The sequence below is a fragment of the Wenyingzhuangia sp. IMCC45574 genome, from assembly GCF_054182685.1.
This window is the reverse complement of record NZ_CM135169.1, coordinates 927,374-951,724: the sequence shown is the minus strand read 5'-3', so window position 1 is coordinate 951,724 and position 24,351 is coordinate 927,374. Positions and strand designations below refer to the sequence as shown.

Genomic DNA, 24,351 nt, shown 5'->3' with positions numbered 1-24,351 from the left:
TCATAAGAAAACAATATGAAAAATATAAATATATTATTATTGTCCTCTTTGTTAGTTGTTATTTCTTGTAATATTAACAAAACAGGAACGGTAAAACAGCCAGTTTCAAAACCCAATATATTATTTATAGCGGTAGACGATCTTAATAATTGGATTGGTTGTATTGATAATTATCCAAATGTAAAAACACCTAATTTTGATAGGTTGGCTAAAATGGGGGTGGTGTTTACCAATGCGCATGTACAAGCTCCATTGTGTGGACCATCTAGAGCTTCAATCATGACAGGATTACGTCCTTCTACCACAGGAATATATGGAATGACTCCGGATAATAAAATTAGAAGTAATACCAACTCAGCAACTAAAGACATTACTTTTTTACCAGAGTATTTTAAAGAACATGGATATCATACAATGGGTATTGGTAAATTGTTTCATATCCATGCTCCTAAAAATGTATTTGATGAATCGGGAGGTAGAGTAAAAGGTTTTGGTCCTTACCCAAAAGAACGATTTGTTTGGAATGGATATGGGGATGGTATTAAAGGAGTCCACGGAAGAACAAGTACCGATTGGGGAGCTTTTCCAGAAAACGATACGTTAATGCCAGACCATCAATCTGTAGATTGGGTAGTAGAACGCTTAAAGAGAAAATACAACAAGCCTTTTTTTATGGGCTTAGGTTTTTTACGAGTACATGTGCCTTTATATGTACCTCAAAAATGGTTTGATATGCATCCTTTAGAGGAAATAGAAACACCGCCTTATTTGGAGAATGATTTAGACGATGTGCCTCCGGTAGGGTGCAGAATTAACGATTTACCAATGATGCCTTCAACCGATTGGGCTAAAAAAACGGGGGAGTGGAAAAAAATAGTACAAGCTTATTTGGCTTGTATGAGTTATGTAGATTATGAATTAGGACGTGTGTTGGATGCTTTAGAGAAAAGTAAATACTCTAAAAACACTATTGTTGTTTTGTGGTCAGATCATGGATATAGGCTTGGGGAAAAAGGAACATTTGCCAAACACGCATTGTGGGAAACAGCAACAAAAGCACCGCTAATTTTTGCAGGTCCTAATATCCAAAAAAATAAGAAAGTGAATGCACCTGTTGAGATGTTATCTATATATCCAACTTTATTAGAGTTAAGTAATTTACCAGCATATCATAGAAACGAAGGTGTAAGTCTTGTTCCTTTACTACAAGGCAGAGCTGTTAAAAATAAAGCTTATGCACTTACTACTTACGGAATGAATAATCATGCTGTAAAAGTAGAGGGGTATAGGTACATACAATACGAAGACGGTACGGGAGAATTTTACGATCATTCCAAAGATCCTAATGAATGGCACAATCAATGGAATAATTCTTTGTACACGGATAAGATAAAAGAAATGAAAAACTATATGCCAAAAACCAATGCTTCTTGGAGTATAGATTCTAAATATACCTTTCAACCTTATTTTGTGAATCAGAAAGAAAGGAGTATGAATGAAAAAAAAATAAAATAGAGCTAATATTAAATGATGAGTGTAAAACAGATACAAATTAGTAAAGTTTTGAAACAGCTAGTGGCAGGTGTGTTGTTACTGTTAATTACTGGTTGTGCAAGCAAACCTAAAAATCAAGAAAGTAAAGTAGGGTTAGATGTACAAAGTGCGGAAAAACCAAATATGATTTTTTACTTAGCAGATGACCAAGATGTATATGATTATGGTTGTTATGGAAATAAAAAAGTGAAAACCGCAGCTGTAGATAGACTAGCAAAAGAGGGAATGTTATTTACGAATGCCTTTACTGCTCAAGCAATTTGTGCACCAAGTAGATCGCAGCTTTTTACAGGGAATTACCCTCTAAAAAATGGTTGTTTTGCCAACCATTCTGCTACAAGACCTACAATTAAGAGTGTAACTACTCGTATGAAAAAAATGGGCTATGAGGTTGTTTTGGCAGGAAAAAGTCATGTAAAGCCTTCTTCTGTTTATACTTGGGACAAAGAATGGGAACCGGTTCCTAAGAAAAATGTACCTAGAGATTACATTCCTTTAGATAGCATTGAAAATTATTTTAAAACGTCAAGAAAACCATTTTGTATGTTCATTACATCAAAATACCCACATGGTAAATACTTTGATGTTAAAAACCCAGATGCAAATAAGATAAAGTTTTACCCTTTTAATAGGAGTAAAAAAAACAAACCTGAATTTGTAAAAGCCAAAGCGGGCTATTACAGAAGTATTGAAGAGGATAATACACAAATAGAAAAAGTATTGGCATTAGTAGATCGTTATTTAAACGAAAATACCATGTTTATTTATAGTGCAGATCATGGGGTTTCTGGAAAGTTTACCGTAAAAGATATAGGTTTAAAAGTTCCTTTTGTAGTTCGTTGGCCAAAGGTGATTAAGCCAGGTTCTAGGTCAGATCAATTAATTCATTACACAGATGTGTTGCCAACTTTTATGGACATGGCTGGTGCCAAGTCTTTTGATAACATGGATGGGAAGAGTTTTTTACCGATTTTAGAAGGTAAGGAGGTTGCAATAAACCAATATGTTTATGGAGTTAGAACAAATCAAAACATTTTAAATTCTGAAGTATTTCCTTCTAGAATGATTCGTGACCAACGATATAAATACATAAGAAATTTTAATTCTATTGAAGTTGTTGAACAAAATTTAACGGGGAAATCTAATATAGACTACTTTATAAAACGAGGTGCAAACAAATATAAAAATGAACCCTTAGAAGAATTATACGATTTACAACAGGATCCTTACGAAGCAACCAATTTGGCCAATAATCCTGCCTTGCAATCCATTAAAGAAAAGTTGAAAAAAGACATGTTTACTTGGATGCAATCTCAGGGAGATTTTTTAGATGAAACAATAGGAAATATGCCTCTTATAACGGCCAAAGGGAAAAAAGGATTTAAACTAGATCGTGACACACCAAGAAGAAAAATACCAGATTCAATAAAAAATACATTGAACCCTGAAGATTATAAAATTATTAAACATTGGTAATAAAAAGCACCAATTATATTATGAAGAAAATTAGTTTGTTAGCAACTATAGTTGTGCTTATTGTATCGTGTAAAAGTCAGCCTAATAAAACAAAGATTGCAAACCAAAACAAGCCAATGAATGTTTTGTTTATTGCTATAGACGATTTAAGAACCGAATTAGGGTGTTATAATGCACCACAGGTAAAGTCACCAAACATAGATCAATTTGCAAAAGAAGCGGTTGTTTTTAATAGAGCGTATTGTAATGTACCAGTTTGCGGAGCTTCAAGAGCTAGTTTGTTAACTAGTATTTTACCTACAAAAACGCGTTTTGTAGATTATAGAGCCAAGGCACAGGAAGATGTACCTAATGCAAAAACGCTTCCGAGTATTTTTAAAGATGCAGGATATACGAGTATTTCAAACGGAAAGATTTTTCATTATAATAAGGATGTTAAAGAAGCGAGTTGGAGTGAAAATCCATGGATGCCAGCCGGTGGTCATAGAGTGAGTTACGATAAAAGTACCAATAAAGTATTAATGAAATCTGGTAATGGTCGTATATATGAAGCACCAGAAGTTGATGAGAACGCGTATCCAGATTATAAAATTGCACAAAAAACGATAAGCGATTTACGTCGCTTTAAGAAAACTGGAGAATCCTTTTTTATGGCTTGTGGATTTTTTCGTCCTCATATGCCTTTTTATGCACCTAAAAAGTATTGGGATTTATACAACAGAGATTCAATAAAAATTGCAGAGAATCGTCAGTTACCTAAAAATGCACCTAAGTTGTTGCGTGGTAGTGGAGAGTTTAAAAGCTATAGCTTTGGTGATTATAAGCCAAATACCAAAGAGTTTCATAAAATGATGCGTCATGGCTATTATGCTTGTGTAAGTTATGTAGATCAAATGGTTGGAGATGTTCTAGCAGAACTTGAAAATCTTGGGTTGGCAGACAACACGATTGTTGTAATATGGGGTGACCATGGTTGGCATTTGGGAGAACATGAGTTTTGGGGTAAACACAACACTTTGCATAATGCGTTGCAAGTACCATTAATTGTAAAAGTACCAGGAAAAGTAAAAGGACAGCAAACCAAAGCTTTGGTGGAGAGCGTTGATATTTATCCTACACTTTGTGATTTGGCGAATTTAAACACACCTGATTATATCATGGGCGAGAGCTTTAAATCGGTTCTAAACAATCCAAAGAAGTCTTTTAGAGAAAATACTTATGCACGTTTTAAAAAGGCTGATGCTATTGTAAGTGAGGATTTTACATATTCTTTATATGAAAACGGTGAGCAGATGTTATACAACCGTAAAATAGATCCTGAAGAGAACAAGAATGTTGTGGCAGATGCCAGCTATAAGAAAGTTCTTGAAGACATGCGAAAAGCTTTGAGGGAAAAGCAAGAACAAGCAAAGAATTATAAATAAAGAATCGCTGTAAGAGCATTTACAACTCTTTAATCAATTGGCTAAAGAGTTGTGTAAAGAATAAGACAAGGTTTTTTGAACCAAATAAACACGCTTTACTTCTATAATTAAGTTTATAACACTTGGTATTTATGTTTACTAAAATAATTTTCAATCAATATATAGTTTTTGTTCTTATATGTACTTCAACAGCTGTTGGTCAGGTGCAATTGTCAACTGATTTTTCTGATGATGGATATCAGAAATCGAGTATGCATAATATTTGGTCTGTAGCAAATAGAATTAGTCCTAAATATGGTTCTAATGTAAGGGAGGGACTTAAAATAAACACGATTCGAATGATTGGTGGAATTAGAAAAAAGGTAAATGGGAAATTTGTAAAGGATTTAGATTTTGATACCTGTTTGTATGATTCTGTAAACAATACTTATGTGTATAAGTTTGAGCGTTTAATTCGAAGATTAAATAAAATTGTGAATTCTCAAACTGAGATTCATCAAATAGTGTTAGATCAACCTTGTTGGGCTTTTCAACATGGGTATACATTTATTCCCAAAGGTACAATAGACAGTATTCATTTTAGAGAAAATGAGGAAATGTCTATTTATGGAAACTCACTTCCACCAGCAGATAAAAAAGCGTATCATGATTATATAAAAGCTTTGATAACAAAATTAGTTGATACTTATGGAGAGCAAAAAGTAACATCGTGGCGTTTTAGAGTGGGGTCAGAAATAGAAACACCAGACCATTGGTTTGGTACCAAGCAAGATTTTATAGAACATTTTGTAAATACTGTGAATGCTATAAGAGCTGTGTTGCCAGATGCTAAAATTGGGTTGCATACTAGAGCTCCTGATTTTTTATACAAAAAGGGAACTGTGTTAAATTATAAAGGAGAACCGTATGCTTCTTTTGCAGATGGTTTGATACGTTATTGTTACGACAATAATATACGTTACGATTTTTGGGGAGTATCTGATTATGTAATTTTAAAGAATGCAGGTTTAAGAAACATGCGTACTAAATACGATAAACTATTTGGAGCTTTGGTTAACCATCCAAAATGGAATAAAAGTGCTACAGTAGATATTATGGAGTATGCAACTATAACAATGATGCATCCTTTAGGAAACGCATACATTACTGCAGAAACTACACATACAGAAATTATAGAATTGTCTTTTTCTAATATTTTTTATAAAAATAAAGAACAAGGTTTTGGCTTTATTTACAGATGGGGAAATAGAAAAAGGTCTATAGATTCACCAGGAATTACGACGTTAAATTCTATGAACAAGAAAGTGCTTTATACAACAGATATTGCTGGGAAACCTAAAACTAGAAATAATTGTTTGGATGCTTTTTTTGCTAAAGACGAAAAAAAATCTGCCTACGATGTTTTGGTGTATAATTACAATAGCAAGTCGTTAGCGTATGTAGAAAAAGAACCTGTGGAAATTGTATTAACTACAGAATTACCCGTTAAGACAAAAATATATTACAGAAGTATTGCGTACAACAAATCACATAATAAGCTTCAGAATTTTTTAGAGAACGAACCTGCATCAGGATGGGTGAAAAAAGGATTTGATGCCAAGGGATCTCCGTCTAAAATTTTAAATAAGGAAGGGTTAAAAGCTTACAAGAATTACGAAAATCCAAATACTTTTAAATATACAAAGTGGAAAAAAATTAAAACCACTCCACGTACTGACGGATCAGCAGGATCGGTGATTAGAATAAACACGGATATTCCATCTTTTGCTTTCGAAAAATTCGAGTTTAGAACAAAAAAAAGGAACAACTAGTAAAAATAAGCAACTAATTTTTTTGATAAAAAATAAAATAGAATGAAACAGTTTTTAAAATTTTCAACAATCTTTTTTTCAATATTACCCTTGTTAAGTTTTGCTCAGACTAAAAAAAAGAATGGAGTAAAACCTAATATTGTATTGTTGTTTGCAGACGATTTAGGATGGACAGATGTAAGTACAGGAAATACCAATGGCAATAGAGGTTCTAAATTATATCACACAGTTGAAATTGATAAAATTGCAGCCAAAGGGATGTCTTTTACCAACGCATACACCAATCAAAATTGTGCTCCTTCAAGAGCCTCTTTAATCAGTGGTCAATATCCAACTGGTATAGACAATCAGGTGTATAATGTAGGTTCGTTAAGCAGACAAGATAAAAGGACAAAGGGATTTCCAAATTTGCCAATTAAGCCGTTTAAACAACAAAAAGTTATTTCTAAAGACGGGATTAATATTTTTGATGTTCTAAAAACACAAGGGTATCAAACCGCATTGGTAGGAAAAAGTCATGGTACACCACATCCTTTAAAAGGTGGTTATGGAATAGACTTGCCTGCAGATATTCATCATATAATTGCGGCTCCTATTAATGGAACTAGAACAAAATCGTATTATTTAGCATTAAAATCGGATAGAAAAGGATGGACTTTTTCTTCAAAATATGTAGATGCATATGCAAGTCCATACGATGAAAAATACATCAACGAAATATTAAAACCATATGCTGCAAATAGTGATCTATCTGTTTTAAATGGTACTCCTAAACACCTTACAGATGCTATTGGTGATTTTACTGTAGACTACATCAAAGAAAAAGCAAATAAAGAAACCCCTTTCTTTTTATATGTGCCATTTCATGCTGTACATTCCAAGGTAGTAGGGAGAAAAGATTTAACCGAAAAATATGCTAAAAAAGGATTGAATAAAAGAAAGGCAGAATATGCCTCTATGATTGAGCTTTTAGATCAAAATATAGGGAAGATTAATAAAGCGATAAAAGATCCTAACGGAGATGGTGATTTTTCGGATGATATTACAAATAACACCATTTTGATTGTGTACTCAGACAATGGAGGAATGTTTAGCAATAGACCTTTAACGGGAAAAAAGGGGAATTTAACAGAGGGTGGAATTAGAGTACCGTTAATTTTTCGTTATCCAGGCGTAATACCAGAAAATTCAATTACAAATCAAGCAGTTCATTGTATAGATTTTCTTCCAACTTTAGCCGAATTTACAGGGGCAGATATCTCTGGTTTAAAAAAGGAGAATGGCGAAAAACCTAAATTTGATGGTGTTTCTTTTGCAAACGTTTTAACGGGTAAAAAAGAAGCTTTAGATAGAGAGAATTTATTTTGGCACCTTCCTGGTTATATGGATGAGCGATTTTCACCGTCAACTGTTATTCAGAAAAGAGTAGGAGACGATTATTATAAGCTTTTTTACTTCTATGAGTCTGATTCATTTGCAATGTATCATATAAACAAAGACTTATCAGAAAAAAACAATCTTTTAGAAAACCCAACAACTAAGGAAATGAAAATTGCGTTAGACATGAATAAGGATATGTTAGCGTGGTTAAAACAAAACAAAGCACCTACTGGAACTTGGGTTGAAAATGGAGAAAAGGTGCCTTTTCCCAAAAAAGATGGGGTAAAAAAATACAAGTAACAAGCGAGTACCTTTTTTAAGAATAGGTTTGTTGTGTTTAAATGTTTTTTACGATTCAGATTTGATCTTTAAAAAACATCTAAAAGCGAAAATAGAATTGCTAAAAAGAAAAATATAAAGAAGGAATTAATACTAAAAATGTCAATAAAAATGGTGCGATTTAAAGGGGTAAAAACATACCTAAGAGAAGGACTAATATTAATCTTGTTTTTATCTTTTTTGTATACCAATGCACAAAACCGTAAGCGGCCATTTATTTTAGTGCAAGAAAGCGACAAAGAGCAAGTTCTAAAAAAGATAAAAACAACTACTTGGGGAAATAAAATATACACAAAGTTAGCTCGTAAAACCAATGTTGCGGTAAAGCTTTTTAAAATAGCTCCCGAAAAAATTCTAGAACAATTACCTTTTGAGAATTTAAATTATAGAACCAAAGAGTTTCCTGCGTTTCGATTGACAGATCATGTTGTAAATGGAGTGCATAAAAATTTAGATAATGCAACTAGAGAAGAATGGGAACCCGCACAGGCACTAATAGATAATCTTCAGCTTGCTTTAGATTGCGGGGTAATGTATTATCTTACAGAAGATAAACAATATGCAGCACTTGCTTCGTCAATACTCTACTCATTTGTAAAATCTTCACAAAAATCAACCTTGTCTAGTTGGCATGCGCGTGGGGGGTGGCTGTTTCCTTACGACGGATTTAGAGAGGTTAGAGTTCTTGGTTACAGAATACCTTTAATTTATGATTTTATAGCACCTTACTTGCAAAGTGGAGGTAAAGCTTTTGATTTGTTGCAGCATAAATATGTTGAATTTCCAATACATGAAGTACAGGATGTATTTAAAACGTATGCATCAATAACTGTACATTATGGTCATACAGGTTCTAATCACTCAGTATTAGAGGCTCCAAGTTTGGTATACAATGCTTTGGCAATGGATAATCCAGAAGAACGTGAAAGATGGCTGTCCTATTTTTTAACTACATCTACAAAACATCAAGACGCTTTGGATGTGATGGCAAAAAACTACAAAGAAAAAGGAGACATTTGGCCAGAAACTTCTCAGTATTTAAACCATTCTACAGCTATTCTAGCAAAATTAATGTTAGTTGTAAATAGGTATAACCCAAGTTTAAATATGTCTAAAAAGTATCCTAATGTTCTATTTGCTTTGCCAAGGTTGGATTATTTTGTGTATCCAAACCAGCAAATTATAAGATGGGGAGATGGGCATAGACATGGACATGCTCCTTATGAAGCAATAGAAAATGCTTATAGATTAGCTAAAATGGATAATAATACAGAGGTTACTGATGAATTAGGACCAATCCTAAGTAGGGTGCTTAAAAACAAACAGTACAATAGAAAAGAGCTAGAAAATTTATTTTGGAGTACCAGCCCTATAGATGCTGATCCTAGTGTGTTTAAGTTGCCAAGAACGGACAAAGTTTTTCATGCAGGAATAGTGATGCAGCGTAATATAAGCACCACTAACAATGCTAAAGATGGTTTAATGTGTTTTGTAGGTGGGGCACATATGGTGCATGGACACGCGGAGGGAATGAATATAGAGTTGTACGGAGAGGGAGAAGTTTTAGGTGTAGATAATGGTAGAGGTAGATATGCAAAAGATATACATGAAAATTATTCAAGATTATATGCTGCACACAATACTGTTATTGTAAATGGAAGCTCTAGAGGAAAAGGAGGTTGGTCTAATTTAGGGATTAACAAGGTAAAGGTACTTACTATGGAGCCACAAATAAATACAAAAGCGATATCTCCTAACTATTCTTTTAGTCAAACCAGCTTTAAAGATACCAAAGGAGAAAAAGCAGAAGCAGATCAAGAAAGGACATTGGCTTTAGTAAGAACCTCTCCAACAACAGGTTATTATGTAGATGTATTTCGTTCAAAATCAACGTTGCCAAACGAATTTCATGATTACTTATATCATAATATAGGTGATAAGCTGGTGTTTAATAAAACAGATTTAAAATTAAAATCAACCCCTAATAGATATATGGAATCTTCTAAGTTAGAATGGGGGAGAGGAAAATACCGAAATCCAGGCTGGCATTTCTTTGATAAAGTCTATACATCTAAACCTTATAGTAACAATGTAAAGGTTACTTTTTTAACCGAAAAGTTAAAAGATACCCCTGTGTATATGGATATGCATATTGTTGGTTTTCCAAATAGGGAATATTCTAAAGTAAAAGCTCCAGCAACTTACGAAGCACCAAAGGCATATAAGGATAAAAAAACTCCAACAGTCGTTATTAGAAATAATGGGGAGGCATGGGAGAAACCATTTGCGGTAGTTTTTGAGCCTTACAATGCTAGTGAGACTCCTACTGTAGATACTGTAGAAAAATTAGAGGAGAACGGAATTTACAAGGGCTTAATTGTAAAGAGCACTGTAGGTACGGATAAGATTACACAATACATTCTTACCTTGTCTAAAGGTCAGGAATATAACAATGCTAGTTTAGGACTTTCTTTTAAAGGTATATTTGCAATAGTTACTTTAAAAGGAGAAAATAAGCTAAAGGATGTTTATGTAGGAAATGGAACACAATTGGTTTTTAAAAACAACGTTATCAACCTAGAAGAAGGGACATCCTTTTACAAAGAATATAAGTAGGATAACATTAATTTTAAACTGATGTAAAATTAAAAACAGGGTTTGGCTAATTTGTAGCGATACCCTGTTTTTTATAAAAAAGTAGAGGCTAATGGTTTTTACTTTAAACTAAGAATTCTACTTTTTCTAGTATACCAACATAACTACAAAAAATAGGAACTCTTTCGTGTAGTTTGTTGGGCACAATGTTAAGTGTTCTTTGGAAACTAGTAGCGTTTCTGCCTGCACTTGTAATATCTAAGATGCCAGCTATGTCAACTTCATAGTTTATAATAAGCTCCCCAAGAGTAATATAATTTTGATTCATACCTATGAATTGCGTATTTTAAGGTAGAATTATTTTCTACCAGTAAAAAAACAAATTAGTTCTCCATTTTTAGGTAAGACTACTGAAGTGTACTGTTCTGTTGATAAGTCTAACTAATAGTGAGTTAGTTTTTTAGAAGTTTTAAAAAGGAAAAATAAGGTGAACGGTACAGTACAGGATACTTTAACTTCTATTTAAAGATATTTTTGGGATATAGAATAACCTTTTTAAAATTTAATCATGGAAAACAACACTAAGACTTTTAAATATGTTGACTATTTGTGGGATGAAGCAAAAGTAGCTGCAATAGGAGATGATCAGGTTGAATTATTTTTGTACAGATCTAATATTTTAGGAGCAGATTTAAGGATAACCAATTATGGTGGAGGGAACACTAGTTGTAAAACTATTGAGAAAGATCCCTTAACTAATGAGGAAGTAGAAGTGATGTGGGTTAAAGGTTCTGGTGGTGATATTGGTACGTTAAACAGAGCTGGTATTGCAGGTTTATACACTGGAAGATTACGTGATTTAAAAAATGTATATCAAGGTTTACATGATGAAGATAGAATGGTTGGTTTGTTTAATCACTGTATTTACGATTTAGATAGTAAAGCACCTTCTATTGATACTCCATTACATGGATTGTTGCCTTTTGCACATATAGATCATTTGCATCCAGATGCATTGATTGCTGTAGCTGCTGCAGAAGATAGTGAGAAAGTAACCAAAGAGATTTGGGGTGATACAATGGGGTGGGTGCCTTGGCAGAAACCAGGTTTTGATTTAGGTTTACAATTAGAGAAGTGTTTGGCAGATAATCCAGGAATTAGAGGTATTGTATTAGGTAGTCATGGTTTATTTACTTGGGGAGATACATCTTACGAGTGTTACATGAATAGTTTAGAGGTTATTGAAATGGCTTCTGAGTATATAGAACAAAAATTAGAAGAACAAGGTGAGGTTTTTGGTGGTCAAAAAGTTGAAAGTTTACCTAAAGAAGAGCGTTTAGAAAAAGCAGCTCAATTAATGCCTTTATTAAGAGGTTTGTGTTCTTCAGAAAATAGAATGATTGGTCATTTTTCGGATACTGATGTTGTAATGCAATACATTAACAGTAACGATTTAGAAAGATTAGCTCCAATGGGAACTTCTTGTCCAGATCACTTTTTAAGAACTAAAATTCAACCTTTAGTTTTAACCTTGGATAAAAATGAAGATTTATCTGATGCGGATGCAATAAAAGCAAAGTTAGAACCTGCTTTTGAAGCATATCGTCAAGAGTATGCAGATTACTATAATACTTGTAAAAAAGACAATAGTCCTGCAATTCGTGATGCAAACCCAGTAATAATTATTTACCCTGGAGTTGGGATGTTCAGTTTTGCTAAAAACAAACAAACAACAAGAGTTGCTAGCGAATTTTACATCAACGCAATTAATGTAATGAGAGGTGCAGAGGCAATTACTGCGTACACATCTTTACCAAGACAAGAAGCGTTTGATATTGAGTACTGGTTGTTAGAAGAGGCAAAGTTACAACGTATGCCTAAAGAATTGCCTTTGTCTCGTAAGGTTGCTTTAGTTACTGGTGCAGGTGGTGGAATTGGTAAAGCAATTGCAGACAAGTTAGCAGAACAAGGAGCCAATATTGTTTTAACAGATATTAATGAAGAGGCTTTAGTAGAGGCAAATGCAACGTACAAGAGAGATGTGTCTACTTACGCAGTTTGTGATGTAACAAGTACAGATTCTATAGAGGGAGCATATAAAAAAGCAGTTTTAGAATTTGGAGGAGTAGATATTATTGTACACAGTGCAGGATTGGCAATATCTAAACCTATAGAAGATACTACAGATAAAGATTGGAATATTTTACAGAATATCCTAGTAAAAGGTCAGTTCGACTTGGCAAAACAATTTGCAGCCTTAGCTCGTAAACAAGGTTTAGGAGGAGATTATATTTCTATTGCAAGTAAGAACGGATTGGTTGCAGGCCCTAACAATGTAGCATATGGAACAGCCAAAGCGGCTCAACAGCACATGGTTAGATTATTAGCAGCAGAATTAGCTAAAGATAAAGTAAAAGTAAATACAGTAAACCCTGATGGTGTTATTGTAGGAAGTAAAATATGGGAAGGTGCTTGGGCAGAAGGAAGAGCTAAAGCAAATGGAATTACCGTAGAAGAGTTGCCAGCATTTTATGCAAAAAGAAACTTATTAAACGAGATTATTACACCAGCAGATATTGCAAATGGAGTATTCTCATTAGTAGGTGTTTTAGATAAATCAACAGGGAATATAATTAATGTTGATGGAGGAATGGCTAATGCTTTTGTAAGATAAAAAAACAGAAAATATTAAAAATAAGTGTTTTAGTTAGTAAAAGGAAACTTCTTTGTAAAATACGCTTAGGTTTTGCAAAAAGTTTCCTTTATAAAATGTAAGAATATGAAAATAAACAAGAATCAAATTTCAGAATATAACAAGATTGGAATTCAAGATCACAATGAAAATTATGATTTTATCACTAATAAACTTGCTAAGAATGGTCATGATGTTAATACAATAATTGACAAATTAGCTGCTTTTCAGGTTGCTATTCCAAGTTGGGCTTTAGGAGCTGGTGGTACGCGTTTTGGTAGATTTTCTCATTATGGAGAGCCTTCTACTTTAGAACAAAAGATAGAAGATGTTGGTGTTTTACATTCTTTAACTCAAACAGCTGGAGCGGTTTCGTTACACATTCCATGGGATGTACCTTCTGACTACAATGCAATAGGAGAGTTGGCAAAATCTTTAGATATTAAATTTGATTCTGTAAACTCAAACACTTTTCAAGATCAGAAAGATGCAGCAGAAAGCTACAAGTACGGGTCTTTAAGTAATGTAAGTAAAGCCGTTAGAGATCAGGCTATTCAACATAACATTGATGTTATTAACATTGGAGATAAGTTAGGGTCTAAAAGTTTAACGGTATGGTTGGCAGATGGTTCTTGTTTTCCTGGTCAGAATAATTTCCAAACTGCTTTTCAAAACACACAAGATAGTTTAAAAGATATTTACAAGCATTTACCAAATGATTGGAAAATGTTAGTTGAGTATAAACCTTACGAGCCAAACTTCTACAGCACTGTTATTCAAGATTGGGGAGCTTCTTTAATGTTGGCTAATGAGTGTGGAGATAAGGCATTTACACTTGTAGATTTAGGACACCATTTACCAAACTCTAACATAGAACAAATTGTATCTATTTTACAGTTAAAAGGTAAGTTAGGAGGATTCCACTTTAACGATAGTAAATACGGAGATGATGATTTAACTGTTGGAAGTATTAAGCCTTATGCATTGTTCTTAATTTTTAATGAATTAGTGTATGGTATGGAAAACAATCCTCAAAATCCAGATTTAGCTTGGATGATTGATGCAAGTCACAATGTAAAAGATCCATTAGAAGATTTAATACAATCTTTAGAAGCTATTCAAGAGGCATATGCAAAAGCTTTATTAATAGATCAGGCAGCATTAAAAGCAGCTCAAATAGACAATGATGTTGTAAAATGTCAAGAAATATTACAAGGAGCTTATAGAACAGATGTACGTCCATTAATTGAAAAAGCTCGTTTAAATAGAGGTGGAGTAATTAGCCCTATTCAAGCTTATAGATCTTTAGATATCAGAAATCAATTAATTACTGAAAGAGGTAGAAATACAGTAGCTACTGGACTTTAATAATTAGTTATGAAACAAAAAGTAACAGCCGTTTTCGACATAGGAAAAACAAATAAGAAGTTTTTTTTATTTGATGAGGATTTCCAAGAAGTTCATAAAGAGTATATTTCTTTTGAAGAAATAGAAGATGAAGATGGTCATCCTACAGAGAACTTAGCTGAATTGCAGAAGTGGTTAAAAGATGTTTTTAATAGGATCTTAAAATCAGATAACTTTATTGTAGAAGCAATAAACTTTTCAACTTACGGAGCTAGTTTTGTACATATAGATAAAGAAGGGAATCCATTAACACCTTTGTATAATTATACAAAGGTGTTACCCAAAGAAGTTGTTACTTCTTTCTTTGAATCTTATGGTCCTAAAGACGAATTCTTAAAAAATACAGGTTGCGGAGATTTAAGTATGCTTAACTCTGGGTTACAATTGTTCTGGTTAAAGAGAACCAAACCAGAAGTGTTTAGTAAAATTAAATACTCAATGCACTTGCCACAGTATTTAAGTTATGTGTTTACAGGGATTGCTTTAAGTGAGTATACAAGTATAGGTTGTCATACTGCTTTGTGGGATTATGGTAAAAAAGATTACCACCCATGGGTATATAAAGAAGGTATTAACAATGTATTACCTCCAATTGTTTCTACAGAAACAAGTATTAATATGAATTACAATGGTAATCGTATGAAGATAGGTGTAGGTATTCACGATAGTTCTGCGGCTTTATTACCATATGTAAGAAGTATAAAGAATAAGTTTATCCTTATCTCTACAGGTACTTGGAGTATCAGTTTTAATCCTTTTACAGAGAATGCTATTTCGGAGAATGAAAATGATGCTATTAATTACATGAGGATTAATGGTAAACCTGTAAAGGCTTCACGATTATTTTTAGGAAACGAATATAAGGTTCAGGTAGAAAAATTAAATAAACATTACGGAGTAGATGAAGATCGTCATAAATCTGTAAAGTTTAATTATGATATATATTCTTCAATAATTGAGGATTACAAACCTTCTTTTAAGTGGGAGAGTATAGAAGATGCTGACATGTCAAAAGAAACTGTGTATACACATGATAATTTTGAATCTGCATACCATCAATTAATGACAGAATTGGTCCTACTGCAAATAAAGTATATTAAAGATGCTATAGGAGAGGATGAAATTCCTGAATTGTATATAGATGGAGGTTTTGGAGATAATGATATTTATATAAAGCTTTTGTCTCATTACTTTAGAGATAAAAAGTTAAGAACCACCAGTGCTTCATTGGGGTCAGCTTTAGGAGCTGCTATATCCATTTCAGATACAAAACTAAATTCAAAGTTTTTAAAAGAGAATTATGCCCTTAAAAAGCATGTTCCATTCATTGTTACTTAATCAAAAATAGAATATAATGTCAAAAAATATTAAACTTATTCATCCAAGAGACCAAATTACAGAGGTAATAGATAGAATATACAAAAGAGGTATGACTACTACTTCTGGAGGTAACATTTCTATTATAGATGAAAATGGAGATATTTGGGTAACCCCATCTGCAATAGACAAAGGATCTTTAAGATCTTCAGATATTATCTGTGTTAAGAAAGATGGTACCATCATTGGTAAACACAAACCTTCTTCTGAGTTTCCTTTCCATAGAGCTATTTATGAGGCAAGACCAGATATAAAGGCGGTTATTCATGCGCATCCACCAGCATTAGTTTCTTTTAGTATTGTACGTCAAATACCAAATACGAACATTATTTCTCAGGCAAAACATATTTGTGGACCTATTGGTTATGCAGATTACCGTTTACCAGGAAGTGAAGATTTAGGTGATGTAATTGCAGATGAGTTTAAAAAAGGTTTCAAAGCAATCATAATGGAAAATCACGGTACTGTATTAGGAGGTAGTGATTTAACAGATGCATACGAACGTTTTGAAGCTTTAGAATTTTGTGCAAAAACAATACTACATGGTACACAAATTGGTGAGCCTAAGTATTTAACAGATAGTCAGATTGAAGAGTTTGAAGAACAAGCTGCGATTGAATTACCAGAAATGGAAAGCACAACTTATTCTTCTGACGAAGTTGAAAAGAGATTAGAAATTTGTGAGATTGTTAAGAGATCTTGTCAGCAAGGTTTAATGATTAGTTCTTACGGAACAATTTCTATGAGATGGCAAGGAGATGATTTCTTAATTACGCCTACAAATTTGAACAGATGGGATATAGATATAGACGATGTTGTTCAGATTAAAGATGGTAAGAGAGAGAAAGGGAAAAAACCAAGTAGAGCAAGTTGGATTCACCAAGAAATTTACAAGAATAATCCAGATATTAACTCTATCATTATGACTCAGTCTCCTTATTTAATGGCATTTGGAGTTACAGGAGCTTATCTTAATGTAAGAACTATTCCAGAAAGTTGGATCTTTTTACAAGATATAGATACTGTTGAGTATGGAGCTCATTTTAAAGCAAATGAGAACTATTCTAAGATTGTAGAAAATTGTTCTACAGCCTTAATTATAGAAAATGATTCTGTAATTGTTACAGGAGACAAATTATTACAAACTTTTGATTATTTAGAAGTTGCAGAGTTTAGTGCAAAGTCTATCGTTTTAGGTAATTCTTTAGGAGAAATGGTACCTATTAACGACGATCAAGTAGAAGATTTAAGAAAAAAGTTTTTATCATAAACACAGAAAACATGTGTGTTAAGCCTTGTGCTTGATACATGTGTTTTTTTTGTTATTGAGTTTGCCAAAACTTAAAAGTCTTTTTAAAAGTACGAATTAGTAAATAATAATTTTATAAATGAAACATTATAAGCAATATATTAACGGAGAGTTTGTAGAGTCAAAAGCAACCTCTGTTATAGAAATTTTAAACCCTTGTACGGAAGAAGTATTAAGTACAATTTCATCGGGAACGGTAGAAGATGCAAACAATGCATTAGAAGCAGCTCAACAGTCTCAAAAGGCATGGGCAGCTTTACCAGCAATTAAAAGAGCAGAGTTTTTACACAAAATGGCTACTGTTATTAGACAAAACAGAGTTTTTTTAGCAGAGACTTTGTCTAAAGAGCAAGCAAAAGTTATTGGATTGGCTCAAGTAGAAATAGATGTTACTGCAGATTATTTTGATTACAATGCAGGATGGGCTAGAAGAATTGAAGGAGAAATTATTCAGAGTGATCGTGAAAAAGAGCATATTTATTTACACAAAGTGCCAATTGGTGTAGCTGTAGGTATTTGTCCTTGGAACTTCCCATTTTTTGTAATGGCAAGAAAGGTTGCCGCTTCTTTAATAACTGGAAACACTTGTGTAATTAAACCAAGTTCTGAAGCTCCAAACACAATTATGGAATTTGTAGATTTAATTCAGTCTATAGGATTACCAGCAGGAGTTTTAAACTTTGTTTGTGGATCTGGAAGAACGGTAGGAAATGCATTGTCTAAGAGTCCTATTACAGGAATTATTAGTTTAACAGGAAGTGTAGGTGCTGGACAAAAAATTATTTCTGCAGCAGCAGAAAATATTACTAAAGTATCTTTAGAGTTAGGAGGAAAAGCTCCAGCAATTGTTTGTGCTGATGCTAATTTAGATTTGGCTGTAAATTCAGTTGTTTCTTCTAGAGTTATTTTTAGTGGACAAGTTTGTAACTGTGCAGAGCGTGTTTATGTAGAAGATAGTATTTACGATGAATTCGTAAGTAAGATTTCTGCTAAAATGAGTCAAGTAACAGTAGAAGATGCTTTAACTGGTGTTGGTGCAGATATGAGTGCTTTGGTGTCTAAAGCACAGTTAGATAAAGTATCAGAAATGGTAGAGTTTGCTAAGAAAGAAGGAGCAGAAGTACTTGTAGGTGGTAATTCCCCAGAAAAGTTTGACAAAGGATATTTCTACAATCCTACTTTACTTACAAACGTAAAACAAAACATGGAAATTATACAAGAAGAAGTATTTGGACCTGTTTTACCAGTGATGAAGTTTGGAGATTTAGACGAAGCAATTGCATTAGCAAATGATTGTCAGTTTGGATTAACATCATCTATTTTCTCTGAGAGCTATAATAAAATTATGCATGCAACGAATAATTTAGATTTCGGAGAAACTTATGTAAATAGAGAGCACTTCGAAGCGATTCAAGGTTTCCATGCAGGATGGAAAAAATCTGGAATTGGAGGAGCAGATGGTAAACATGGTATGGAAGAGTACTTACACACACGTGTAGTTTACGCTAAGTACCAATAGAATTTTTTTAAGTAATTAAAATTAAATAATATGAGTCAGGCAAATATAGAACAAGCAGCAGTAGAAGAAGTTTCGGGAGAATTTGAAAGAGAGCCCGTACCCCAATCGAAATTAAAAGGATGGAAAAGTTTTATTGGAATGTATGCTGGAGAGCATGCAGCGGGAACAGAGTTTATGATAGGACCCTTGTTTTTAACTGCTGGTGTTAGTGCTTTTGACTTAATTGTAGGATTAATTTTCGGTAATATTTTAGCTGTTTTAAGCTGGAGGTATTTAACAGCTGAAATTGCCGTAAAGAATAGATTAACGTTGTATTTTCAATTAGAGAAAATATGTGGTAAGAAATTAGTAACTGCATATAATCTTGCAAATGGTGTCTTGTTCTGCTTCTTAGCCGGATCTATGATTACTGTATCTGCCACGGCTGTAGGTATTCCTTTTGATATGCCTATGCCAAAACTGGACGATACATTGCCTAACGGAATGACTTGGGTTATTATTGTTGTCTTAATTGGAGCGGTAATATCTGTTATTGCAGCAAGAGGATACGATACCGTAACAAAAGCAGCAAATTGGATGTCTCCAATTATTGTCTTAGCTTTTGTAGCATGTGGTATTGTGGCTTTAACACAGTTAAATGTTTCTAGTTTTTCAGACTTTTGGAACATTTGGGGAGAAGGTGCAGAACCATTTCCTGGACAAATAAAGTTTACCTTTTGGCATGTAGTTATTTGGTCTTGGTTTGCTAATGGAGCCATGCATATTGGTATGTCTGATTTATCTGTTTTTAGATTTGCGAAGAAAGCAAATGCAGGATGGGCTACAGCAGCTGGTATGTATGTAGGTCACTACATGGCATGGATTGCAGCTGCATTATTATATGCTGTATATATTAAATCTCCAGAAGCGTTATCTTATTTAAACAATGGACAAGCTCCACCGGTAGCTCCGGGTCCTATGGCTAATAATGCTATTGGGTTTTTAGGAATTTTAGCGGTTGTGCTTGCAGGTTGGACTACAGCAAATCCAACTATATATAGAGCAGGTTTAGCGTTTCAGGCAATTTTACCAAAGTTGTCTACTGCAACAGTAACTATTATAGCGGGAGTTGTAGCAACAATTGCTGGTTTATTCCCAGCGTTTGCAATGAAACTTTTAGGTTTTGTCGCTTTGTATGGTTTCATTCTTTCTCCTTTTGGTGCAATTATAGCTTTCGAGCATTTTTTCCATAAAGACTGGGGGATTACTAAAAATTATGCAGAGGTGGCAGGCTTACAATTTAATAAATCGGTTATTCTAGCATGGGCAATTAGTTTTGGATTGTTTTATTTTATATCTGTTAAGTTCGATGTTTTCTTATCTTTTGTAACATTCCCTGCGTGGTTGTTATGTGGTATTTTATTTATGGTTTTTAGTAAAATTTTTCAAAAGAAGGTATAAGATTACAGTTTTAAACTTTTAGGAATTCTAAAAAATATTTTGGTTTGGTTTTTTAGAAAGTGTTTGAGAGCATTTTAAGTTTAAACGAATTTTGTATTTATAAAATAGCATAATAAACATATTGTTTATTATAACTGATGAAGCTCCCAAAGAAATTTGGGAGCTTTTTTATGTTTACCAATTTTCTTGTTTTAGTTTTTTTCTAAATTCATTTGGAGTTTTGTGGGTGTACTTTTTAAAAAGTTTGGTAAAGTAAGAAAGGTTTACATATCCTAGCTCTTCTGCGATTTTACTAATAGGGTATGAGGTAAAAGTTAAGAGCCTTTTGCTTTCTAAAACCACTCTTTGTGCTACCAGTTCTGTAACGGTGTTATCGTAGGTTTCTTTACACATTCTGTTAAGGTGTTTTAGACTAACACACATTTTATCTGCATAAAAAGAAGGTGCTTTATAATGTTTGTAATGGGTGTCTAGTAATGTGTTAAAGACTTCCATTTTTTTTAAGTAAGAACTTTGTTGGTGTCTGTTTTCAGACAGTTTCTTTCTATCAATTTCTATGTGAATACAATCTAATAGGTTTAGTATTTTGTCTATTTTGTTAGGGAGTTTTAAATTGTTTTCTTTAATCAGTAATTCAAAGTAAATAGAGATTTGTGCTATTTCACGCTCGTTTAACAATAATTCTGAGATATGATTGTTTGAATTGTAAAAAGAGAATGAGTTTAATTTTTGATTCCCAAAATACACATTGTAAATCTCTTTTGAATAAAAAGCAATGTAGCCTTCAATATCTCTAGATAAACTCCAGCTATGAACTTGGCCTGGTTGTATTACAAACAAGCTACCTCTTTTTATCTGAAACGTATTATTGTCTATTTTATGCTTTCCTGTTCCTTTGGTAAATAGCACCAGTAAGTAAAAGTCGTGACTATGCGAGTTTTCAATAAAATCGTGCTCTAAAAGGTGTTGGTGAAATGTGTTTATATATAAATCCTTTTTTATGTTTTTATTAAAACGGTCAATAGTATATATAGGGAGTTCTTTCATAAAGTGTCTCTAATGTGCTAAAAGTAGTGAATATCGTTGGTTTTTTAAGGAGAGTTGTGTCTTAATTTTGCTAATAAATAGTATAGAATGTTTAAAAACGTATCCCATATTTTTAAAGGTAAATGTCCTAATTGTAATACAGGAGCTATCTTTAAATCAAAACAGAATTTTTGGAATTTACCAGAAATGAATTCTACTTGTCCTAGTTGTAGCAATAAGTTTGAAAAAGAGCCTGGTTTTTTCTTTGGAGCTATGTATGTTAGTTATGCATTAGGAGTTGTAGAGGCTATACTTACCTATGTATTAGTGATACCGTTTTTAAAAGATGCTTTTGATTTAAGAGTAGTTCCTTTTATAGCTACTGTTTTAGTGTTGTTGACTTATTTTAACGTTAAACTGTCAAGGACTTTGTGGATTTATATTTTTAAATCTAAATAGAATATAAACAGAGCTTTGTATTCATTTCACCATTCCCAAATACGAGTAAAGTTGTTAAGTCTTTTTTATAAAAAAGGTATGTTTATTTGACAGCTCTTATCCATTAAACCGATAAATTATAGAAGTTTTTTTGTTTGTTTTCATTCAATGAAAAAAATTAAACAAAAGTAGTGTAGATATGATTATTTTTAAGAACTGTATTTTTTAATGGAGAATCCCTCTATTTATTTAATAAAATATAACAGTACTTACTAGTAAATTAAAATAAAACTATTTATGATGATAAAAAGTAAATTAAAGTTTTTGTATCTAACGCCTTTATTGTTCTTTGTGAATTGTAAAAAAAGTGAAAAGAATTACTTTGATGTAAAATATACAAAACCAGAAATTGTAAAAGAAGCCTCTTCTGCGGTTCAAACACCAGAAGAAAGTTTAAATTCTTTTTATTTACCTAAAGGATATAAAATAGAATTGGTTGCTAGTGAGCCTATGATAGATGAACCAGTTACTATTGCTTGGGATGGTGATGGAAGAATGTATGTTGCAGAAATGAATACTTACATGCAAGATGTTGATGGTTCGGGAACCAATAGATCGGTAAGCAAAATAAAACAGTTAATAGATACAGATGGTGATGGTAAGATGGATAAGAGTACCGTTTTTATTGATAGTTTAATGCTGCCAAGAATGATTTTACCTCTAGAAGATGGTGAGTTGTTAGTGAATGAAACTTACTCGTATGATTTGTGGTTGTATAAAGACACAAATAACGATGGTGTAGCAGATAGTAAAAAGAGAGTTTATGGAAATGGAGCTAGAAGGGGAGGGAATTTAGAGCATCAGCAAAGTGGTTTACTTTGGAATTTAGATAATTACATATACACAACTTATAATCCAACCAGATTTAAGGTTAAAAAAGGAGGAGTTGTAGAAGCGTACAAGTTAACTGGAATGCCAAGAGGGCAGTGGGGATTAACTCAAGACGATATGGGGATAATGTATTATTCTACTGCTGGTGGAGAAAATCCTGCGTATGGTTTTGGTCAACCTGCTCAGTATGGAGATTTTAGCCCAAAGGAACGTTTGGAAGAAGGGTTTAACGAAACTTGGCCAATTGTAGGAACTCCAGATGTGCAAGGAGGACCACCAAGATTAAAAGAAGATGGTACACTTAACCACTTTACAGGAGTTGCCGGTCAGGAAATATACAGAGGACATAAATTGCCTAAGAATATGTATGGAGATTTATTTATTCCTGAACCAGTAGGTAGATTTATTAGAAGAGCTAAGGTTACAAATGTAGATGGTTTAAGAGTGTTAAAGAATGCCTATTATCAAACAGAATTTTTGGGTTCTACAGATTTAAATTTTAGACCTGTATGGTCGCAAACAGGACCCGATGGAACTTTATATGTAGTAGATATGTATAGAGGAATTATTCAGGAAAGTAATTGGACAAGAAAGGGAAGTAAAATTAGACCTGTAATTAAGCGTAAAAATTTAGATAAAAACATTGGTAGAGGACGTATTTACAGAATTGTACACGAAGATATTAAGCCAGACGTTCAGCCAAAATTATTAAACAAAACAGCTAAGGAGTTAATTCCTTATTTAGGGCATAGAAATGGATGGTATAGAAATACTGCACAGAAGTTGTTAATCTTAAAAGAGGATATGTCTGTTGTTCCTTTGTTAAAGGCAATTGTGCAAAACAATCAGTCTAGTTGGTCTAAGTGGTTTGGTAATAACGATAAAGATTACGGATTAGAAAGAATTCATGCGTTGTGGACTTTAGAAGGATTAGGAATTGTAGATAAAGAATTATTGGTAGAAAAATTCTCTGATGAAGATCCTAGGGTTAGAATTACTGCAATCCGTTTAAGTGAAAACTTTTTAAAGAACAAAGAAACCAACTTGTACAAGTATTATAAAGTTTTGGCAGAGGATTCTTCTGAGGAAGTTGTTAATCAGTTAGCGTTAAGTTTACGATACAACGATACCAAACAATCTACTTCTTTGTTAAAAAGAATTCAGTTAAAGTATGCAGGTAATATGTCGATTGCAAATTCTACTAAAGAAAGTCTAAAGAAAGATGATGAAGCCTTATTAGCTTTAAAGAAAAGAATTGCTGATAGATCAGATGGCGATCAGGTTACTATCTTAAAGGGATACGATATTTACAATCAATTATGTATTACTTGTCATGCTAGAGATTTAAAAGGAGTTAAGAAAGAAGATGGTTCTTTAGTAGCACCACCTTTAATTGGAAGTCCTAGGGTAAAAGGAGATAAAAAACGTTTGGTGAAATTAGTGTTGAATGGTTTAATAGGTGAAGTGGATGGAGTAGACTATGGAGTTATGATGTCTTTAAAAGACAACGATCATAAATGGATAGCAAGTGTACTTAGTTATGTTAGAGCTATGAATGATGAGAGTGCTTTAAATCCATTTAGAGATGTTTTTAAAGTTCGTCAGGCAAACAAACGAAAAGAGTATTGGACATTAGAAGAGTTGAATAAAGATAAGTAGTCTTAGATGATACC

Annotated in this window: 15 protein-coding genes; 14 read left to right on the top strand and 1 reads right to left on the bottom strand. The window is 33.0% G+C overall.

Annotated features, from left to right (window positions below; genetic code table 11):
- Positions 1 to 15 precede the first annotated feature (15 nt).
- The 12 genes from ACXHHC_RS04190 (at position 16) to ACXHHC_RS04135 (ending at position 20,323) form a co-directional block, all read left to right on the top strand.
- The gene (locus tag ACXHHC_RS04190; protein ID WP_458228401.1) at positions 16 to 1,515 is read left to right on the top strand and encodes a sulfatase; all 1,500 of its coding nucleotides are present in this window, start codon (positions 16 to 18) and stop codon (positions 1,513 to 1,515) included.
- A gap of 48 nt (positions 1,516 to 1,563) precedes the next feature.
- A complete protein-coding gene (locus tag ACXHHC_RS04185; protein ID WP_458228400.1) occupies positions 1,564 to 3,030 on the top strand; it encodes a sulfatase family protein in 1,467 nt (488 codons plus the stop codon).
- Positions 3,031 to 3,050: 20 nt separating this feature from the next.
- Entirely contained in the window at positions 3,051 to 4,454 is a 1,404-nt protein-coding gene (locus ACXHHC_RS04180) for a sulfatase (protein ID WP_458228399.1), read from the top strand.
- A gap of 131 nt (positions 4,455 to 4,585) precedes the next feature.
- On the top strand, positions 4,586 to 6,265 hold the full coding sequence (locus tag ACXHHC_RS04175; RefSeq protein WP_458228398.1) for a GH39 family glycosyl hydrolase: 1,680 nt from the start codon (positions 4,586 to 4,588) through the stop codon (positions 6,263 to 6,265).
- 42 nt (positions 6,266 to 6,307) lie between these two features.
- Positions 6,308 to 7,945, top strand: coding sequence for a sulfatase-like hydrolase/transferase (locus ACXHHC_RS04170; protein WP_458228397.1), 1,638 nt, complete (start codon positions 6,308 to 6,310; stop codon positions 7,943 to 7,945).
- Between the two features lie 138 nt (positions 7,946 to 8,083).
- Entirely contained in the window at positions 8,084 to 10,600 is a 2,517-nt protein-coding gene (locus ACXHHC_RS04165) for a heparinase II/III domain-containing protein (RefSeq protein ID WP_458228396.1), read from the top strand.
- A gap of 547 nt (positions 10,601 to 11,147) precedes the next feature.
- Complete coding sequence (locus ACXHHC_RS04160; RefSeq protein ID WP_458228395.1) at positions 11,148 to 13,253, top strand: bifunctional aldolase/short-chain dehydrogenase; 2,106 nt, start codon at positions 11,148 to 11,150, stop codon at positions 13,251 to 13,253.
- Positions 13,254 to 13,358: 105 nt separating this feature from the next.
- Positions 13,359 to 14,639, top strand: a complete 1,281-nt coding sequence (locus ACXHHC_RS04155) for a sugar isomerase (RefSeq protein WP_458228394.1) — start codon at positions 13,359 to 13,361, stop codon at positions 14,637 to 14,639.
- 9 nt (positions 14,640 to 14,648) lie between these two features.
- Positions 14,649 to 16,016: an FGGY-family carbohydrate kinase gene (locus ACXHHC_RS04150; RefSeq protein ID WP_458228393.1), complete on the top strand. Its 1,368-nt coding sequence runs from the start codon at positions 14,649 to 14,651 to the stop codon at positions 16,014 to 16,016.
- A gap of 16 nt (positions 16,017 to 16,032) precedes the next feature.
- Entirely contained in the window at positions 16,033 to 17,325 is a 1,293-nt protein-coding gene (locus ACXHHC_RS04145; RefSeq protein WP_458228392.1) for a class II aldolase/adducin family protein, read from the top strand.
- A gap of 118 nt (positions 17,326 to 17,443) precedes the next feature.
- A complete protein-coding gene (gene aldA, locus ACXHHC_RS04140) occupies positions 17,444 to 18,883 on the top strand; it encodes an aldehyde dehydrogenase (protein ID WP_458228391.1) in 1,440 nt (479 codons plus the stop codon).
- 30 nt (positions 18,884 to 18,913) lie between these two features.
- Entirely contained in the window at positions 18,914 to 20,323 is a 1,410-nt protein-coding gene (locus ACXHHC_RS04135; RefSeq protein ID WP_458228390.1) for a purine-cytosine permease family protein, read from the top strand.
- Positions 20,324 to 20,497: 174 nt separating this feature from the next.
- Here the strand turns inward: ACXHHC_RS04135 and ACXHHC_RS04130 are convergent, their stop codons facing one another.
- A complete protein-coding gene (locus tag ACXHHC_RS04130; protein WP_458228389.1) occupies positions 20,498 to 21,370 on the bottom strand; it encodes an AraC family transcriptional regulator in 873 nt (290 codons plus the stop codon).
- Positions 21,371 to 21,457: 87 nt separating this feature from the next.
- On the opposite strand from ACXHHC_RS04130, the gene ACXHHC_RS04125 reads away from it, so the two are divergent.
- Both ACXHHC_RS04125 and ACXHHC_RS04120 read left to right on the top strand, forming a co-directional pair.
- Positions 21,458 to 21,808, top strand: a complete 351-nt coding sequence (locus ACXHHC_RS04125) for a DUF983 domain-containing protein (protein ID WP_458228388.1) — start codon at positions 21,458 to 21,460, stop codon at positions 21,806 to 21,808.
- A 276-nt stretch (positions 21,809 to 22,084) separates the two neighbouring features.
- On the top strand, positions 22,085 to 24,337 hold the full coding sequence (locus tag ACXHHC_RS04120; protein WP_458228387.1) for a DUF7133 domain-containing protein: 2,253 nt from the start codon (positions 22,085 to 22,087) through the stop codon (positions 24,335 to 24,337).
- Positions 24,338 to 24,351 lie beyond the last annotated feature (14 nt).

What these genes read in the sequence shown, in the direction of transcription:
- ACXHHC_RS04190 (WP_458228401.1), top strand. Translation starts at nt 16, where the DNA reads ATGAAAAATATAAATATATTATTATTGTCCTCTTTGTTAGTTGTTATT.
- ACXHHC_RS04180 (WP_458228399.1), top strand. Translation starts at nt 3,051, where the DNA reads ATGAAGAAAATTAGTTTGTTAGCAACTATAGTTGTGCTTATTGTATCG.
- ACXHHC_RS04175 (WP_458228398.1), top strand. Translation starts at nt 4,586, where the DNA reads ATGTTTACTAAAATAATTTTCAATCAATATATAGTTTTTGTTCTTATA.
- ACXHHC_RS04170 (WP_458228397.1), top strand. Translation starts at nt 6,308, where the DNA reads ATGAAACAGTTTTTAAAATTTTCAACAATCTTTTTTTCAATATTACCC.
- ACXHHC_RS04165 (WP_458228396.1), top strand. Translation starts at nt 8,084, where the DNA reads ATGTCAATAAAAATGGTGCGATTTAAAGGGGTAAAAACATACCTAAGA.
- ACXHHC_RS04160 (WP_458228395.1), top strand. Translation starts at nt 11,148, where the DNA reads ATGGAAAACAACACTAAGACTTTTAAATATGTTGACTATTTGTGGGAT.
- ACXHHC_RS04155 (WP_458228394.1), top strand. Translation starts at nt 13,359, where the DNA reads ATGAAAATAAACAAGAATCAAATTTCAGAATATAACAAGATTGGAATT.
- ACXHHC_RS04150 (WP_458228393.1), top strand. Translation starts at nt 14,649, where the DNA reads ATGAAACAAAAAGTAACAGCCGTTTTCGACATAGGAAAAACAAATAAG.
- ACXHHC_RS04145 (WP_458228392.1), top strand. Translation starts at nt 16,033, where the DNA reads ATGTCAAAAAATATTAAACTTATTCATCCAAGAGACCAAATTACAGAG.
- aldA (WP_458228391.1), top strand. Translation starts at nt 17,444, where the DNA reads ATGAAACATTATAAGCAATATATTAACGGAGAGTTTGTAGAGTCAAAA.
- ACXHHC_RS04135 (WP_458228390.1), top strand. Translation starts at nt 18,914, where the DNA reads ATGAGTCAGGCAAATATAGAACAAGCAGCAGTAGAAGAAGTTTCGGGA.
- ACXHHC_RS04130 (WP_458228389.1), bottom strand. Translation starts at nt 21,370, where the DNA reads ATGAAAGAACTCCCTATATATACTATTGACCGTTTTAATAAAAACATA.
- ACXHHC_RS04125 (WP_458228388.1), top strand. Translation starts at nt 21,458, where the DNA reads ATGTTTAAAAACGTATCCCATATTTTTAAAGGTAAATGTCCTAATTGT.
- ACXHHC_RS04120 (WP_458228387.1), top strand. Translation starts at nt 22,085, where the DNA reads ATGATGATAAAAAGTAAATTAAAGTTTTTGTATCTAACGCCTTTATTG.